The 16,702-nt window shown below is 39.9% G+C and carries 14 protein-coding genes; 6 read left to right on the forward strand and 8 right to left on the reverse strand.

Annotated features, from left to right (window positions below):
* Positions 1 to 32 precede the first annotated feature (32 nt).
* From P1X15_RS28780 to P1X15_RS28790, 3 genes are all read right to left on the reverse strand, one after another.
* Positions 33 to 1,298, reverse strand: a complete 1,266-nt coding sequence (locus tag P1X15_RS28780; protein WP_277341586.1) for a TolC family protein — start codon at positions 1,296 to 1,298, stop codon at positions 33 to 35.
* Positions 1,299 to 1,400: 102 nt separating this feature from the next.
* The gene (locus P1X15_RS28785) at positions 1,401 to 2,003 is read right to left on the reverse strand and encodes a TetR/AcrR family transcriptional regulator (protein WP_277341587.1); all 603 of its coding nucleotides are present in this window, start codon (positions 2,001 to 2,003) and stop codon (positions 1,401 to 1,403) included.
* Between the two features lie 156 nt (positions 2,004 to 2,159).
* On the reverse strand, positions 2,160 to 3,356 hold the full coding sequence (locus P1X15_RS28790; protein WP_277341588.1) for a glycosyltransferase family 2 protein: 1,197 nt from the start codon (positions 3,354 to 3,356) through the stop codon (positions 2,160 to 2,162).
* A gap of 258 nt (positions 3,357 to 3,614) precedes the next feature.
* Here P1X15_RS28790 and P1X15_RS28795 point away from each other — a divergent pair, with 258 nt between their 5' ends.
* Positions 3,615 to 7,826: a carbohydrate-binding protein gene (locus tag P1X15_RS28795; protein ID WP_277341589.1), complete on the forward strand. Its 4,212-nt coding sequence runs from the start codon at positions 3,615 to 3,617 to the stop codon at positions 7,824 to 7,826.
* A 211-nt stretch (positions 7,827 to 8,037) separates the two neighbouring features.
* A complete protein-coding gene (locus tag P1X15_RS28800; protein WP_277341590.1) occupies positions 8,038 to 8,475 on the forward strand; it encodes a GNAT family N-acetyltransferase in 438 nt (145 codons plus the stop codon).
* Positions 8,476 to 8,544: 69 nt separating this feature from the next.
* Here the strand turns inward: P1X15_RS28800 and glgP are convergent, their stop codons facing one another.
* The gene (glgP, locus tag P1X15_RS28805; RefSeq protein WP_277341591.1) at positions 8,545 to 10,191 is read right to left on the reverse strand and encodes an alpha-glucan family phosphorylase; all 1,647 of its coding nucleotides are present in this window, start codon (positions 10,189 to 10,191) and stop codon (positions 8,545 to 8,547) included.
* 1,066 nt (positions 10,192 to 11,257) lie between these two features.
* Here glgP and P1X15_RS28810 point away from each other — a divergent pair.
* The 4 genes from P1X15_RS28810 (at position 11,258) to P1X15_RS28825 (ending at position 13,670) form a co-directional block, all read left to right on the forward strand.
* Positions 11,258 to 11,620, forward strand: coding sequence for a hypothetical protein (locus P1X15_RS28810; RefSeq protein WP_277341592.1), 363 nt, complete (start codon positions 11,258 to 11,260; stop codon positions 11,618 to 11,620).
* Positions 11,621 to 11,673: 53 nt separating this feature from the next.
* Positions 11,674 to 12,408 (forward strand): hypothetical protein, encoded by a 735-nt coding sequence (locus P1X15_RS28815; protein WP_277341593.1) that lies wholly within the window; start codon positions 11,674 to 11,676, stop codon positions 12,406 to 12,408.
* Between the two features lie 28 nt (positions 12,409 to 12,436).
* Positions 12,437 to 12,943 carry a c-type cytochrome gene (locus P1X15_RS28820; RefSeq protein ID WP_277341594.1) on the forward strand — a complete coding sequence of 169 codons (507 nt, stop codon included), beginning with the start codon at positions 12,437 to 12,439 and terminating at the stop codon, positions 12,941 to 12,943.
* 67 nt (positions 12,944 to 13,010) lie between these two features.
* A complete protein-coding gene (locus P1X15_RS28825) occupies positions 13,011 to 13,670 on the forward strand; it encodes a hypothetical protein (RefSeq protein ID WP_277341595.1) in 660 nt (219 codons plus the stop codon).
* A gap of 737 nt (positions 13,671 to 14,407) precedes the next feature.
* Here P1X15_RS28825 and P1X15_RS28830 read toward each other — a convergent pair.
* The 4 genes from P1X15_RS28830 to P1X15_RS28845 form a co-directional block, all read right to left on the reverse strand.
* Positions 14,408 to 14,809, reverse strand: coding sequence for a contact-dependent growth inhibition system immunity protein (locus P1X15_RS28830; RefSeq protein ID WP_277341596.1), 402 nt, complete (start codon positions 14,807 to 14,809; stop codon positions 14,408 to 14,410).
* 78 nt (positions 14,810 to 14,887) lie between these two features.
* On the reverse strand, positions 14,888 to 15,097 hold the full coding sequence (locus P1X15_RS28835; protein WP_277341597.1) for a hypothetical protein: 210 nt from the start codon (positions 15,095 to 15,097) through the stop codon (positions 14,888 to 14,890).
* Positions 15,098 to 15,266: 169 nt separating this feature from the next.
* Complete coding sequence (locus tag P1X15_RS28840) at positions 15,267 to 15,824, reverse strand: hypothetical protein (RefSeq protein WP_277341598.1); 558 nt, start codon at positions 15,822 to 15,824, stop codon at positions 15,267 to 15,269.
* 156 nt (positions 15,825 to 15,980) lie between these two features.
* Positions 15,981 to 16,412 (reverse strand): hypothetical protein, encoded by a 432-nt coding sequence (locus P1X15_RS28845; protein ID WP_277341599.1) that lies wholly within the window; start codon positions 16,410 to 16,412, stop codon positions 15,981 to 15,983.
* Positions 16,413 to 16,702: the final 290 nt, after the last annotated feature.

The following is a 16,702-nucleotide window of genomic DNA, read 5'->3' on the forward strand; positions in this document are numbered from 1 at the left end:
TATATGGGTTAAAAAAATAGGGGAAAATGATGTCAATGACCCAGTAGCAATTTAAGGTTGTTTTGTGCTTGGAGAAGTTGTGTCTCGTGCAAAATCAGATTTTGCCGTGCCATGTCCTCATTATCGACTTCGGTCAGGTAGTCACTTGCTGTGATGATGCCATTATCGAGTTGAGATTCAGAAGCTTTACGTATGGTGCCACGCAGCTCAATCAATTTTTGGTCGCTTGCTACCAGCGCTTCCAAACGGCTGATTTCCTGCCGTTGATTGGCTAGTTTTACTTGGGTTCCTAGCAAAAAACTTTCACGTTGTTTGTCGATACGCTGCTGATTGACGCGCAATTGTTGGGTTTCGATGCCTTGGGTATTGGTGTACCAGTGCGTAAGGGGAATTTGCAGCTGAATACCACCGATGAAATAAGTTTGGAAATTCGTAGCCAAAAAATTGAGCCCCGGTCTACCATAGCCTGCCGTCGCAAAAGCCGATAATTTGGGAAGGTTCTTGGCTCGGATGAGGCGTTCGTTTTGGGTCAAAACTTGCTTTTGGGTTTCAAAAAGCTGCAATTCAGGCCGGGTTATATCGAGGTTACTCATGGTTTGGCTTTCGGTGGTAAAGACCGTTTTAGTATCCACTGTTTGACCCGTCAACAGCGATAGCCCTTCCAAAGCCGCTGCTTGTCGCTTTTGGGTTTCTAAAAGTTGCTGTTCTACTTCCAGCAACCGTGCCTCTAATGCTAGTACATTGGCCCGAATCGCGATGCCATTTTGTACCGAAGCTTTGGTTTTCTCAAGTTTGGCAAGTAGCTCTTTTTGCAAAATCTCAAAATTTCGTAGTTGTCGTTGCGAAAAGAGTGCACCAAAAAACAACCCACTTACTTGCTCGCGGATTTGGAATAAATCTACCGTTACTTTTTGTTGTTCTACTTGCTGATTGGCAAGGGCTATCGTTTTTTGTTTTTGGGTCAGGCCTCCATCCCATATAGATTGAGTCACATCGAGGGTGAGCTTGTACTGGTCTTTGGGAGGGGGAGTAATCTCAAAATTGGGAAGTTTGATAGGCACGCTTGTCACCTCCGACTGCCAAGTGGCTTGACCATTGAGACGAGATTGAGGCATATAACCACGATTCAGCAATTTTATTTGTAAATCGGTCGCTTCTTGGATAAGCCTCCCTTGACCAGCTTGAGGATTGTGCTGTTCTGCTTGCCGGTAGCATTCTTCTAGGCTAAGCGTAGTCTGTGCCCAGCTCATTGTCGACATCGCCAACCACAGCCCCAAACATGTAATACTACTTTTCATAACCTTTTGGTTTAATCATTTGGTTAAATTTGTTGTAAAAAAATATATTCTTTTAGTTCTTTTGTCGACCTTACCCGACGTAAGGTCGACAAAAGATTGGTGTCAGGGAGTTAAGATGAGTTTGACATATGCCTTAAGTTCGTTGATACGTGCTTCCATTATCATATCAAAATTATGATCTTCAATCTTAAGCATGCTCACAAAAATAGGTTTTGCTAAAAAAGGGAATACGCACATTCCCATGACAGTCATAATAAACTGAACAGGGTCGAGGGGGCGTACTTTGCCCTCCTTCAAATCGGCATAATAGCGCGGGATAATCTTGTGGGCAATCCCAATAGGGATTTTTTTAATAAAATTTGCTTTTTCTTTATTATTAACTGTGTTTAAGACAAATAGCGGTAAAAAAGGGTTTTTACGCAGAAAATGGATGTATGCTTCGATAAAGAAGGTTATTTTGTCAATAAACAGCCCTTCTTGGTCAAAGGCGGCGTCTACTTGGGGAAAAAAACTTTGTATTTTAAAATCGAATACCTTTTCAAATAATTTGTCTTTGGAACGAAAATAGTAGTGTAAAAGGGCTTTGTTGATACCTGCAACATCCGCAATATCTTGCATACGGGAGCCATCGTACCCATCTCGCAAAAACACCTCCATCGCTGCTTTCAAGATTTTTTCTTCTGTTGAGAGTTCTTCGCTTTCCATTATTAATCTAATGGTTTAATCATTTGGTTAAACTTGATGCAAATGTCAAGTACTAAGTTTATTTTTCCAAATAATTTTTTCAAAAACTTTAAAAAATGTAGCGATTTGGGATAAAAAAGGCATTAAAATGTCTAAATTCTCCATGATTGTAGATTGCTATTTGGTATGAGTATCTACCTCGCCGTGAGGAGTAGGCAAAAAGCTCTTGCTAGCTTTGTTGAGGTTGAGCAGCGAACGTACCATCCTAAAAATGAGTTGAAACAACGTCATAAAGTCTTTGGCAGAGACTTTTGTGAGAAGATAATCAGGGATTGATAGTACTAGGCTCAACACAAGTCCCGAAAGTAAAATCCCAAAAAAGGTAATCGTAGGCAATGAAAGGAAGACTAAACCTGCCAAAAAGCCTATCCCAAGAATAGCCAACAAAAGTGTACGGGGAACAATGAGGGATTTGACCAAGGCATTGAAAGCGTGTACATTTCCTTTAAACAGTTCAATAATCCCGGTTTTGAAATAAAATTTGATAAAGTGGATTTGGGCGGCAATCCATCGGGAGCGCTGACGCTCAAATACGGCGAGATTTTGTACTTTTTCGTCAAGGATATAGGCATCCTTTAAATATGCAATCTTATATCCGTCTAACAACAGATTCATTTCTAGCTCTTTATCATAGCCGCCAATGGTTTGGAGACTGTTCATGCCTTTTATCATGGCTTTGGGTTCAAAGGCCATTCCTGAGCCAATCAACGAGGCCGACATCCCCATGGCACGCTGCCCTTTTCGAAACAAATGATTGTTGACCTCCTCGTTCATAGCGTCAAATACCGCTACGCTAGTATTGGTATTTTTGGCAATACGATGCCCTTGTACCACTTGCCAACCTTGGTCAAAAGCCAAATTGATGCGTCTCAGAAAATCAGGCTTCATGTGGTTATCGGCATCCGATATTACTACTATATCGTATTGATTGTGAGGGAGTTGATTTAGAGCGAAGGTGATGGATTTTTGAACGGTCGATTGCTCAAAAAATACTTCTATTATGTGAATCGGTAACGTTTTGAGGGTTTCGAGGGTTGTGGGCAAAAATGAATCTGCAATCACGTACAAATCAAACAACTCCGCTGGATAGTCTACTTGTAAATTGGCCTCTACGGAGTCGATGATGACTTTATCTTCTTTATAAGCAGGAATCAAAACGGCAATTCGGCGTAATTTTTGTGGATTTTGGGTCAAGGGGACATCATCGCCACCACGCAATAGCCCGGCAATTGCGCAGAGCAAAAGGTAAGCCACGTTGAGTCCTAAATAGATGCTGATAGGCATAATAAAAAGATACCATATAATGGAGAGCATTTTCTATGTTTTTTAGATGAAAAAAAGGGTTAAATGATAAAAGTACAATTTGTAAAGGAAGAAATAATGATTAGATAATATTCTAAAAAAAATCAAATAACAGTTAAAAATATAAATACTATATATCCTATTCAGTACAATTGCATTCCTAAAAGGTTTATTTGCCAAATAAAGAGGGATGTCATTCACTCCATTTATAATAACTAATATATTAAGGCCATGAATGTATTCAATTATCTATACCTTATGTAAAACTCTATGAAAAAACTACTATTTCTTATCTTTTTGTGCTTCTATATAACCACAACCTATTCACAAAATTATCAAAATATACCTAGCAAAATTGAAGCCGAAAGTTATAGCACAATGTCGGGTATTCAAACCGAAAATACAAGTGATGACGGGGGAGGTTTGAATGTGGGATGGATAGGTGACGGCGATTGGCTTGATTATAATGTCAATGTACCTGCTACGGGGGTCTATACTTTTCGTTTTAGGGTTTCAAAAGGGTATGGCAATGGCACGATTGAGCTCAAATCGGCTTCGGGAGATGTATTGCGTACCATAGTAGTACCTACCACAGGAGGGTGGCAAGCTTGGACTACGGTTACTACCACTGTGCCCTTGTCGGCTGGAGAACAGACCCTTAGGGTGTTTGCCAAATACGGCGATTGGAATTTTAACTGGTTTGAGGTAGCTTCTTCAAGGTCTCTTAGTGGGAGATTTGAAGCAGAAAGCTACGATGATATGTACGAAATCCAAACCGAGAGCACATCAGATGTAGGAGGTGGCTTAAACGTGGGTCGCATTGATGATGGCGATTGGCTCGACTACAACGTAAATGTAGCTACGGCAGGAAGCTATACTTTCAAGTTTAGAATTGCCAATAGCTATGGCAACGGCAAACTAGAGATTCGAAATGCGGCGGGTACGGCCTTGGCTACCATAGATGTACCCCAAACGGGTGGTTGGCAAAGTTGGACTACCCTCACTACCACCGCTACTTTGGCGGCTGGAAGTCAAGTATTGCGGATTTATGCCCTGAATGGTGATTGGAATTTTAACTGGTTTGAAGTAAATACCGCCGAATCACCAAGCAATGTACCTTCACTCATCGGAAAAAGAGAAGCGGAAGACTATGATGCGATGTTTGGGGTTCAAACGGAAAACACCAGCGATGATGGCGGTGGACTTAACGTAGGTTGGTTTGAAAGCAATGATTGGCTCGAATACCGCGTCAATGCCCCTTACACGGGAGCTTATACCTTCAAGCTTCGCGTGGCCAATAGCTACGGCAATGGTATTGTACAACTCCGCGATGCCACGGGGACTGTTTTGGCTTCTCTCAATATTCCTCAAACAGGTGGCTGGCAAGGCTGGACTACTATCAGCACCACTGCTATGCTAAGTGCTGGCGAGCAAAACATTCGTTTTCACATTGTAAACGGGGATTGGAATTTCAATTGGTTTGAGGTAACTGGCTCAAAACCCATGGTAGGGCGTATCGAAGCCGAAAACTTCGATGCGATGTATGGCGTGCAGACCGAAACTACGGGCGACGTAGACGGTAACCTAAACGTAGGGTGGATTGATACCAACGATTGGATGGACTATAACCTCGAAGTGCCTGCCACCGGAAGTTATACTTTTCAGTTTAGGGTGGCCAATAGCTTTGGAAATGGTAAAATTGAAATCAGAAATCGAGCAGGGACGGCCTTAGCGTCTTTAGATGTACCCCAAACGGGAGGCTGGCACAATTGGACTACCATTAGCACTGCCGCTACCTTGCCAGCAGGAAGTCAAGTGTTACGTATCTATGCTGTCAGTGGTGATTGGAATTTTAACTGGTTTGAGGCTAGTCAAGGTGGCGGGCCCGTTCAGTCGGTCATTACGTTTGCGGCATTGCCCGCCAAAACTTTGGGCGAGGAGCCATTTGATTTGGTGGCCACTAGCAACAATGCCCAAACACCCATTACTTTTTCGTCTTCCAATCCTTCTGTGGTATCGGTCTCTAATGCTACTGGAAGCTGGAAAGCTACTATTTTGGCCACTGGTAGCGTGGATATTACGGCTTCACAAGCGGGCAATAGTAATTTTACAACGGCCAACAATGTCGTCAGGAATTTGGTGATACAAACACCTACCAATCCTAATGCCGTAAAAATTTCAATCAATCCTAAGCGTTGGTACCAGCTCAATAATGTGAGTAATGGCCTTGATGGCTTGTTTGATAACAATACTTCGGCGACGGTTCAAACGGGTTGGGGCAAGGTACTCGAAAACTTCGATGCTTATTATCCTCTTTTAGAAGGCGAACAAATGACGATTGAGCGTATTAAGTTTTTTGACGGGGAAGGAAGCATGCCCGACAAGCCGCTCACGATTTCTATCATCACAAGCGATTGGCAACGAATCCCAATCGCTACATTTACTGGACAGGAATACAACGGTTGGGTAGGCCCTTACCCCGACCGCTCCACCACAGGAGAAGCCAGATTTAACCTGGATGCACCTATTTCAAATGCTCGTTATTTGGTCATTAATACTTGGTGGGGATATCCCAATGAAATTGAGTTTTATGGTAGTTATACACCTCCTACTGCCAATCTAGGGCCGATTCCTCCCAAAACCGTCAAACTCAAAGACATGATTGGAGTCAATGCTTTTGAATGGGATTTTGAAGATGCCCAAACTTCTTGGCTTATCAACGAAACCAAGATGCAGGCCATGAAAAGTTTTAAGGGTATACGTCATTATATAGATTGGGAAAAACTCGAATCGAGCGAAGGTGGATATACTTACAATCCTACCCACAGTGGAAGCTGGAATTACGATACCATTTATGTAAGATGTAAAGCCGAAGGAATAGAGGTATTGGCTTGCATCAAAACATTGCCCAATTGGCTCCTCCAAACCTATCCTTCTTCTGAGCGCGACCACGAAAATGTCCCAGTCAGGTACGGAAGTGATTTTGCGAGTCCGCTTTCGTACATTGAGCAAGCCAAAGTGGCTTTTCAGTACGCCGCTCGTTATGGAAGCAATCCAAACGTTAATCCTGCCCTTGTGAGCGTCAATCCTAACCAACGTTGGTTTGGAGATGGTATCAATGTGGTCAAAATCGGGATGAATCTTATCAAATACATGGAGTGCGACAATGAGCGCGATAAATGGTGGAAAGGGAGAAAAGGTTATCAAACGGCTCGTGAGTATGCGGCCAATTTGTCGGCTTTTTATGACGGCCATAAAAACACAATGGGAGCAGGTGTAGGAGTTAAAAATGCCGACCCTAACATGAAAGTGGTGATAGGAGGATTGGCGTCGGCTTACATCGGCGCTGATTATATCAAAGGAATGATAGATTGGTGTAAACAATACCGTGGTTATAAACCCGACGGCAGCGTAGATTTGTGCTGGGACGTGATTAATTATCACCTCTATCCCGACAATGCCAACTCTTCCCAAAGCGGTACGGCTTCAAGGGGAGTGGCACCCGAAATTTCGGCGGCTGTGAGTGTGGCTGATGATTTCTTAAAAACATCGCATGAGTCTTCTTATAATATGCCTGTATGGGTCTCCGAAACAGGTTACGATGTCAACCAAGGAAGTCCTATCAAAGCCATTCCGATTGGTAGCAAATCGGCGCTTGATACGCAAGCCGACTGGATTTTAAGAACGGCTCTTTTGTATGCCCGCAAAGGAATCGAAAAAGTATATTTTTATCAGACTTATGATTTTGATATCAACAATCCTACACAATTTGGTTCATCGGGCTTGTTGAACACCAATCAAACCCGCAAGCCCGCTGCAGATTTTCTGTACCAGACTCATCAATTGTTTGGAGAATATACTTACAAACAAACCCTCCAAAACGACCCTATCGTAGACAGGTATGAGTGGAATGGCAAGTCGGCCTATGTACTCGTAGTGCCTGATGAAGTGGGTCGCACTGCCGTTGATACGCTTGATTTGGGAACCGCCTCCTGGGCAAAAATCTACACGCCAGTCGCAGGTAGCAATGTGATGAGTGAGCAAACTGTTAATACCGTAAACGGAAAATTGATTGTGACTGCCACCGAAACACCCATTTTTGTGGTTGCGTCTGACCAAATCGTTTCGTCGTCAGATTCTGCTCTTACTCACAGCGTGGCTCGTTCAGGAATCGAGCCTACATTGAGTGAGCATCGTCCTTTGGTGGCGGAGCCGCAGGCTTTGCATGTATTGGTAAAAGTATACCCCAATCCCTCGGTCGATTACCTTACTATTGCTTTCGAAAATAACAATACTGAACCTCTGGAGGTGAAGTTTTTCAATGCGAGTTTAGGAACACTTCACAAAGAAATGACTATTCAGAAAGTGGATACTAAACTATCTGAACAAATAGACGTAAAATCGCTGCCAGTGGGTACGTACGTGATTGAAATCAAACAAGGCAACGAACGCGCTTTTCGCAAAATCGTTAAGACTCCTTAGTGGTTACAAATAGTGTGAGCATCCCTGACTTTTATCAGAAAGGTCAGGGATGTTTTATTATAAGTCGTTCCAAATGTCAATAAAAATGAGTATATTCATTTTCAAATGAGCACATTCGCCTAAAAGTGAGCTTCAATCTTTGTTTCTCTTCTTTGTTTTGCCGTTTTTTGTCCAGTTATTATTTCTTGCACTAACCTAACCCTACCATCGGATGAATTTTTTGATAAGAAAAGCCACCCAAGAAGACTTTCCCGCGATTTTTAAACTCATCAAAGATTTTTCGGTTTTTCAAAAAACACCCGACAAATTGACCATTACCCTGCCGCAAATGCTCGAAAACAAAGATTTTTTTCAGTGTTTAGTGGTTGAAAATGAAGGCGAAATCATCGGATTTGCTTCTTTCTTCTGGGCCTATTATTCGTGGTCGGGCAAGGCCTTGTATTTGGATGATTTGTATGTAGAGCAGACGTACCGAGGGCATCAAATAGGTACTCGACTCATGGAAAAGCTAATCGATCTAGCCAATGCCGAAAAGTGCCATAAAATACGCTGGCAAGTGTCGCATTGGAATAGCGAAGCCATCGAATTTTACAAAAAAATGGGCGCCCAAATCGACCGAACCGACATCAATTGTGATTTGTATCTATAAATGCAAAAAGCAGCTAATCGTTAAAGATTTTCTCCGACGATTAACTGCTAACGATGAATGGTTTTGCTCCTATTTATAAACTTCTGTATAATATTCCGCCGCCATGCGGTCAGAGTTAAAAAAGTCCCCTACGTCGTTCATACTTTGCAAAACGACTTTGTTCCAATCTTCGCGGCGTTGATAATACATCGGGAGGATGTCGTGTTCGATTACATCTAGCATGTTAGAAATATCTTCGGCGTCGCGATTATCTTCGGAAGCGACTGGGACGATAAAGGCGTTTTCACCATGTTTGGCAAACTCGCATATCCAGCCGTCGTAGGTAGAAAAATTGAGACTAGCGTTCATGGCGGCGGTCATACCGCTGGTACCAGATGCTTCGCGGGTTACAATAGGCGTATTGAGCCAAACATCCGAACCTTGTTTGAGCTGTTTTGATAATGACAACTCATAGCCTGTAAGTACCGCCATATTGGGATACAAATGACTCAGATAAAAAAGCTGATTGAAAGTATAAATCGCTCCTTCGTCCTTAGGATAAGGTTTTCCCGCCCAAATAAACTGAATCGGCATTTCGGTATTACGCATGAGGCGGTCAAAACGCTCGCGGTCGCGGGTAAGGAGGTCGGGGCGTTTGTAACCTGCAAAACGCCTTGCCCACACGATTGTGAGGACATTGGGGTCAAATATTTTACCCACTTGGTCAGCTACGGTCAAGAACAACTGACTTTTCAGGGCTTTTTTACGATTGTCGATAGCCGTAAGATCACTTTTGGCGCGGGCTTGCTCTAGCTCAGGGTCGGTCCAAGAAGCCTTATGTTGGGAGTTGGTAACGTGCGTAATGGGGCATATCCCACTCGCCCAGCTCCACATATGCCGCGATACTTCGCCGTGGAGTTTGGAGACGGCATTGGCTTGATGGCTAAGCCGCAATGCCACCAATGAATGATTGAAAGTTGAGTCTTGGATACCCGTGATTTTACGAACCGTAGGAAGAGGAACTTCGCCAAAAAAACTCAAATCATTCAAAAATTGAATGTCATGTTTTTCATTTCCAGCTTCTTCGGGGGTGTGGGTTGTGAATACCAAGCGTTTTCTGACAGATTCGAGTTTGCCAAATTTTTTATATAAATGAAAAACCGCCGACACCGCATGAGCTTCGTTGAGGTGATATACATCGGGTTGGTAGTCGATAGCGTCCAAAAACTTGGCTCCGCCCAGCCCCAGTACCATGCACTGCATGACCTTGATAGCGGGGTCGGCATCATAAAGATGATACGAAATACGCCGCGCCCAGGGGTCGTTGCCGTCGGTATCGGTGGTGAGGAAAAACATCGGCACCGTTCCAAAATACTTAGGGTCAAGATAATAGGCCGCTACCCATACGGGCTGTTGGGCGATAGTGATTTGAAAGCGAATTTTTGTGTCTTTCAGGAAGTTGTACATTTTTTCGCGAAACTGCGGCACCATGCTATTGTCAGTATTGCGGACTTGGTCATAGTAGCCGTGTTTCCAAAGCATCCCGATTCCGACCAAATTTTGGCGTAAATCATGGGCGCTTTTCATGTGCGAGCCTGCCAAAAATCCCAAACCACCCGAGTAGGTTTTGAGGGCTTGGTCAACGGCAAATTCCATAGAAAAATAAACGACGGATTTTTTGTAGCGAGCGTCAAACGCGTAAGGGTGGGCATACGCCACGGGGAGTTTTTTTGCCATATGAATCTTAAATCATAGGTGGATGAGGCTACTAAGCTAAAGAAATTTTGAGGGAATTATGCCATCAATCCCGCAAAAATCGACGGGGTAGGGGCTTTCCTCAAGGCGAATCATAACGTCAAAATCGTTGCTAGCGTATTGGAATAGGCAATAAGAATTTTGTAGATAAAAGATAAATTATTGATATTCAGTATAATCAAAGAAGTTGTCAGAAAATCTATTCATGAGTTTTGGCCGAACATTTTGTGTTTTCATTGGCATTTTATACTTTTGCACCCACAAAATGCCAAAGCGGTGTTTTCGGGCCCATAGCTCAGTCGGTTAGAGCATCTGACTCATCAATTAAAGTTCTTTGAATTTATGAACCGCATTTGTGTTGTTTGTCAAACTGAAATATTTGGCCAAAAGCAAAAATACTGTAGCAATACATGTAAGCAAAAAAGCCATTATTACAGAGTTAAACATCAAACAAATACGTATTATTCTCAAACAATTCGCTCAATTTCGCGCAAAGTTAAATTAGTTGAAATGTTTGGAAGTAAATGTTCATAGAATTTTAAATGGTGCCACTTTTGCGTAAGCAAAAGATGTGAAAGGGGTTAATTCAGGGAAACCTTAACGGATAGCGCCGATGGTAATCCTGAGCCAAGCCAAGTGAAAGGTTTAAGAGTAACTTGGAAGGTGCAGAGACTAAGAAGTGAGGAGACCAACCAATAAGCTTCTAACAACGCCCCTCACCCTAATTCTGAAAGCCTTCGGAAAGGGTGGTGAGATAGTCCTACTACTTCGGGAAATCGAAGGAAAGTGAATCAGGTGGTCGCAGGTTCGAGCCCTGCTGGGCCCACAATTAAACGTCTAACTAATTGATTTTCAATAAGTTAGACGTTTTTTTTGAGATATTTTTATAAAACTGTAGGCGCTATTGTTTCTAATTAATCAATCTTCGTTATATAAACCTCTATAATTCAGCATCTTAAGTGTATATTTGTCGATTGTTTTCTATCGAATAGGCGTTAGTCTGTACACTTATACTTTTAACCAAGTATGAGTTGTATATTAGAAAGAAATGAGCACTATAATTTATTCAAGGGACGGCAGAAAAGAGCGAATAGGCTTAAAAGAGTATGTGAATTTGACAAATGATGAGCAAGAAAAAATATATGAATTTGAAGTAGATTATGAATTCTCCGAAGAGGAGACAGATCAAACAATGAAGACTATATTCACTTCTGAAAAGTACAAAAAAGTATCAGGTTTGATCATGTGGACTGGAATGATTAAAGAAGAGAAGTTTATAAAGTACTTTAAGAAGTACATTGTTTCAACAAATGTTAGTATAGGGCATATAGAAAGATTAGCAAATTCTAAACATAATCCTATTGGAATATTAGGATACCAAGTTCCTAGGCAATTTAAATTTAAGGAGTAGGCCGTTTAACAATTTGACACTTACAGACAATTTAATATAAAGCAAGTTCAACAATGGTGCAAAACAGGGAATTTGATACATTTCTCGACCTTCTCGACCTCGACTCAGATATTATACCGGAAAATTTTGACAATTCAGCACCTTCAAAATATATAAGCCTATTCCCTGCCTTTGAAGATGTGTTTGATAAAGAGTCATTTTACTTGAAAGAGATTATACACCCATTAGGCTCTATTAATTTAAAACTTCTTGATCCAAACCTACCGGATATAATTTTGCACCTTATTCATTTTAATGATGACCAATCTGAACAATCAAGAGTGTTTGATGATTTTTGCGACGATTATCAAGTAGCTTTTGCACTAAAAAACAACAAATATATTTTTAAGGGCCCAAAAGAATACTTTTTGAACCATTCAAATGAATGGAAAGAGTGGATTGCAAGAACAAAACTTTCCTATGAGCAACGTTTAGTTGAATATAGGAGATTTGGCTTTCTAAATTATATGCATTCTGAAGGTAGTTCTGGAGAAAAAAATCCAATTTTTAGGCAAATTGGAGGGATTCCGATAAGAATGAAATCAGATATAAATCACTTATTTAAAGATCGTTATAATAATTATAAAATCGATATTACGAACTATTATCCACTAAATGCCCAAGGGGACAAATACACTTTCATAGGCGAATATTGGGTTAATGATTTCATAAGATATGACTCTAAAGATTATCAAATATTTATTGACCTTCCTACTAACCACATAATCCTACGTTGGTCGTATGCTTAAATAGCCTGTAAATAGCAGGTTCTCGACGATGAATAATATTCAAAAAAATATTAATCCTATCATCTCTAAATCGCAGTTCCAGAGATTGCATCTGTTAATTAACGTAGTAATATGGTTGAACATACTTTCTTTACCGATAGTTGTACTTACTTGGTATAAAATACAACAGAAGCAAATAGAAATCCAGCAGTTTGTATGCGAAGTTATAGAAGCTCAGGAAGATGCATCGCTATTAAGCACAACCCAAACACTTGGTAAGCAGCTTTTTACTCAAAATTGTATTGCGTGTCATACTAAAACAGATGAAATTTTGGTAGGCCCCGGATTAAAAGGCATTTCTCAAAGACATAATGAGGAGTGGATTGTTCAATGGGTTCAGAATCCGCAAAAAGTCCTCAAAAAAGGAGATAAATATGCTAATACTTTATACGAACAATATAATAGAGCAGATATGGTGCCTTTTCCTCATTTGACGACAGAAGATATAAAGGTAATTATAGCTTATATTGAACTTTATGAAGGGGCTATTTTTTAAAACAAAAGTCAAATAGTTTAAAATTTGAGAGGTATTTATAATTAATAATTTACAAACAATTTAAATAATGGGAGCAAATTTTGGGTTAGTTGTAGCAATAGGTAAACCAACTATAGCAAAAACATTTGAAGAAATTGTAACGGCACTTATGCCATATCCAGTCATTAAAAGTGAGGAACATCATGTTGACACACGAAGAGATGGGAATGTTCATATTGTCAAAACAAAAGAAGGTTTGCTTGAAATATCCAGTTCACAAGTCACGGAAAAGATATTTAAAAATGACCTTATTTTTTTAGATAAATTGTTCAATTCATTAGAACAGCCACCTATAATTTTGATTTTACAAAATTATGACTATAGTAATACTTTTGGATATGTTATAATAGAGAACGGCAATATTGTTCGTAAAAGGCGAAGTTCATCAGGAGTTTTATTAGAAAATTATGGGGAACTTCTTCCTTGTGAAACAATCTTAAAAAATGCCCGTCCTCTTAAAGCAGTCTATAACGAAGATTTAGATATTCTGGAAGAAGTTAGCAACCCTGATTATGATGATGAAGAAATAGAAAACGCTTATAAAATTCTTGGGAAGAAGGAGTTATTAGATGAGGAGACAGTGTCAACAATACTACTTGACAAAGTAATGATAACCTATCTTGGTAAAGATTTATGGAATTGGAATCCTGAAATAGAATCAAGCGCTTCATTCACTTATGCAAAGTGATAAGCAAAGAAAATTGGCAGATGTAGAATTCAAAGAATGGGTGCAAAAACAACTACAAAACAATTAGAATAAATACAGTTAATTAGGTATATATCAGACTCTTATTGCTAATCATCCGTTTTGATAAATCTTTCAATAGAGAAATACCTCTAAAAAATAACAACAAATCCTTGAGTATCAAAACATTACCTAACCAAAACTCTACCTGTTGGGCCCACTAAATGTAACAAATTAGTCGTTTTGAGCCGCTATATGCGGCTCTTTTCGTTTTTTTGCATCAACTTCTTCCTATTGCTAAAGGGACAAAAAAAGCAGGAATTGCAATGTCGGTCACTTGAAATATACGTTAAAGCATGTCCTGTAATCACCAATCAAAAAATGAATCAGTATATCAAAAAAGCCGCCCAAATTGCAGGGATAGATTCTTGTTTAATTTGATAGCAAAATCATTGCTCAGGAAGGCAAGCTTTGGAAGGTGAGCTTAAAATTTACTATCAAATTAACTATATATACGGTTACCGCTAACGTTGAAGCATTGGCGATGTGGCGGTATTCTGTGTTCCGTCTGCCTTGTGCCGCTACTGATTAAAGATACAAAAGCTCGTTGTTTATTCTGTTGCTCGGCACTATTCTTCTGCTGAAACCGAAGCTGATTAGCGAACAAAAAGTTGAGAATATATTCGTTGCCCCGCCATATTGCTAAACCGCATGTTGTGTGCTGCCTTTTTTGCTCAATGTCAGATTACGCTTTTGTCAAATTTTGTTGTGTCAAATTTATAAGCAATAATTTCACTTCGTCTGTCTTTGATTAAATTATTAAGAGCTGTCCAATAATTTTTATTCTTGTTCCAAAAGTCTGTGTCAATTGATAAAACATTTTTTAAAAGGTCGCCTTCAAAAAAATCACCTTCTGCGAATAAGTCAATTGTCAAAACTTCAAGAGCTAAAGGCATTAAATAGTTCAAACTGATTTGTTGCCCAATCATTATTCGTAGGTCTTCTGTTGTAAAACTGTCCAACGGAAGTTTTCTAAGTTCGTGGCAACGTCTTACTAGATGGCTGTCATAGTCTGGATTGCCCCAATAGTCGTTTTCAAGATTTTCAAGAGTTTTTTGTCGCCAGTTGTTCTCAAGTTTCATTATGTCCTTGTCATTGTTGATAAAAGTCCGCTGGTTTTGTTCGGCTAAATCTTGTGCATCTTTTCCGATAAAATCGTCCTAACAAGAAGTCGGTAAGAACCAGATATGCAATTTGTCAAGTTGCGATTTGTCACCTTGTTTGAATTTATTGATGCTGTCAAACAATGCTCGATGAAATTCTTCTGCTGATAAAAAATGTCCCGAGTAACCGCCTTGAAATACACTTGCTAACTTTTCAGCTTTGTCGAGCAAGTCAATAAGTTTTGTATGGTTAGTCTGTGTCGTCATAAGGTTGCACACAACGTTTTGCAGCTACCCGAAGGGCGGGAATTTTACCACAAAACTTGATTTGAAAAACTAAACTTCCATTAACCACAAAGCTGTCTTTGGAACACGAAACGTGCTGTTATAGCCAGTTTTTCTTTCTTTCGTTAAGCCGTCAAGCGTTATATTGTTGTTATAAAATTGTCTGTCCATTGAAGTCAATTTTATATTTTCTGTTTTCCCGGTCAGTAGCTAAAATATAATTGTCAGTTATTACAAAACTGTCTTTACCGTCTAATGTTGTAAAGATGTCTGCGCCGCTTTGTTGCCAAAGTATTTTTCCGTCTTTGTCAAGTCTTGAAATTTCAAGTTCTCCGTGAATTATGTAGCTGTCTTGGTATTTATAAATTTCAAAACAAGTCGCGTGGTCAGCTTGTGTCCGCCACAACAAAGTCAAGTCGGGAATTGATAAACAAAGAATGGTGTCCGAACAGCAAACTAAAAGTCTGTCATTTTCGATTATTGTCGAGGTGTCGTGAATTGCTGTCCCGCCACCATTAGAGCCGATAACTGCACTTTTTATTAATGTGTCGTCCTGAAAGATTTTAATTCCGTAAACTGAGGGAAAATGATACTCAGATTTGTCGAAGTAAACAAAGTCGTAAACATTGACATTGTCAGCCGAACCTTCTGTAAAAGTCTGGTCGTCATAAATGTCGATGCGATATTTGTCTGTCGTGTAGTGTGTCATTCTAAAATTGGCTACCAACGGTTCGGGGCTTTGCGTTCGGGCGGGAAATCGAAGCACAAAAGCCGATATTGTTACTAAAGTTCAATTGAAAAACTGCCGCCCGATTTTGCACTTCAGCCCACCTGACGCAAAACCCTTGTTGTGCGTTCGTTTTAATTATTCGTGATATTTCTTTTTATCTTCTTCTGTATAAAAACAATAAATTACACCTTCAATATTATCTTCTCCAATTTCTATGTTCATCCATTCTCTTAATTTCTCTAAATCAGTAGTCTGCTTTATATCATCTGCTTTCAAAGGGAAATTTGGGAAAAGTACTAAAACTCCATTTTCTTTTTCTAAAAGATTAAGTATTTTATTATCAACTGTTACACTAAAATACTCTTTGTCATAAGTTTTTGCAACCAGTAAATTTTCGCCATTTACTTCCTGTTTTTCAAACCAAGCGTCTGTTCCAACTATGTGCCAAAATGGGTCGCCTGCATCCATTTCGCATCCCATTAAGTCATTTAGTTCATCTCCAAAAACAACAACTGTTACGTGTGTTTCTCCTATAATTGTGCTGTAAGGTTTTAGATTTTTACTCATTTATTTCGAATATTTTTTTGTTAGTATTTTAAATGTTGTCAGTGTCGTTAAAAATGACGCACAACACAATATAGACGCAACCATTGCGCCTATACCCCAAATATACCTAATAATTTCATAGGACATTATGCAAATTTTTCCCCAAAGTGAGTAACAACTAAACGGGTGCATTGCAAATTGTCGTTTAAGTTAGTAATTTACATTCTTTTAATTATGACACGAGAAGAGTTACATAAACTAATAGATTCCGAGTACGATAAACTTGAATCAATGCCCTTGGGCCACACATT

Source organism: Runella sp. MFBS21 (assembly GCF_029433105.1).
GTDB lineage: Bacteria > Bacteroidota > Bacteroidia > Cytophagales > Spirosomataceae > Runella.

Bases quoted from the DNA above. Each gene is read 5' to 3' on its own strand.
- P1X15_RS28785 (WP_277341587.1), bottom strand. From the start codon at position 2,003: ATGGAAAGCGAAGAACTCTCAACAGAAGAAAAAATCTTGAAAGCAGCG.
- P1X15_RS28825 (WP_277341595.1), top strand. From the start codon at position 13,011: ATGGGAGCAAATTTTGGGTTAGTTGTAGCAATAGGTAAACCAACTATA.
- P1X15_RS28815 (WP_277341593.1), top strand. From the start codon at position 11,674: ATGGTGCAAAACAGGGAATTTGATACATTTCTCGACCTTCTCGACCTC.
- P1X15_RS28790 (WP_277341588.1), bottom strand. From the start codon at position 3,356: ATGCTCTCCATTATATGGTATCTTTTTATTATGCCTATCAGCATCTAT.
- P1X15_RS28840 (WP_277341598.1), bottom strand. From the start codon at position 15,824: ATGACACACTACACGACAGACAAATATCGCATCGACATTTATGACGAC.
- P1X15_RS28820 (WP_277341594.1), top strand. From the start codon at position 12,437: ATGAATAATATTCAAAAAAATATTAATCCTATCATCTCTAAATCGCAG.
- P1X15_RS28830 (WP_277341596.1), bottom strand. From the start codon at position 14,809: ATGAAACTTGAGAACAACTGGCGACAAAAAACTCTTGAAAATCTTGAA.
- P1X15_RS28810 (WP_277341592.1), top strand. From the start codon at position 11,258: ATGAGCACTATAATTTATTCAAGGGACGGCAGAAAAGAGCGAATAGGC.
- P1X15_RS28795 (WP_277341589.1), top strand. From the start codon at position 3,615: ATGAAAAAACTACTATTTCTTATCTTTTTGTGCTTCTATATAACCACA.
- P1X15_RS28835 (WP_277341597.1), bottom strand. From the start codon at position 15,097: ATGACGACACAGACTAACCATACAAAACTTATTGACTTGCTCGACAAA.
- P1X15_RS28800 (WP_277341590.1), top strand. From the start codon at position 8,038: ATGAATTTTTTGATAAGAAAAGCCACCCAAGAAGACTTTCCCGCGATT.
- P1X15_RS28845 (WP_277341599.1), bottom strand. From the start codon at position 16,412: ATGAGTAAAAATCTAAAACCTTACAGCACAATTATAGGAGAAACACAC.
- glgP (WP_277341591.1), bottom strand. From the start codon at position 10,191: ATGGCAAAAAAACTCCCCGTGGCGTATGCCCACCCTTACGCGTTTGAC.
- P1X15_RS28780 (WP_277341586.1), bottom strand. From the start codon at position 1,298: ATGAAAAGTAGTATTACATGTTTGGGGCTGTGGTTGGCGATGTCGACA.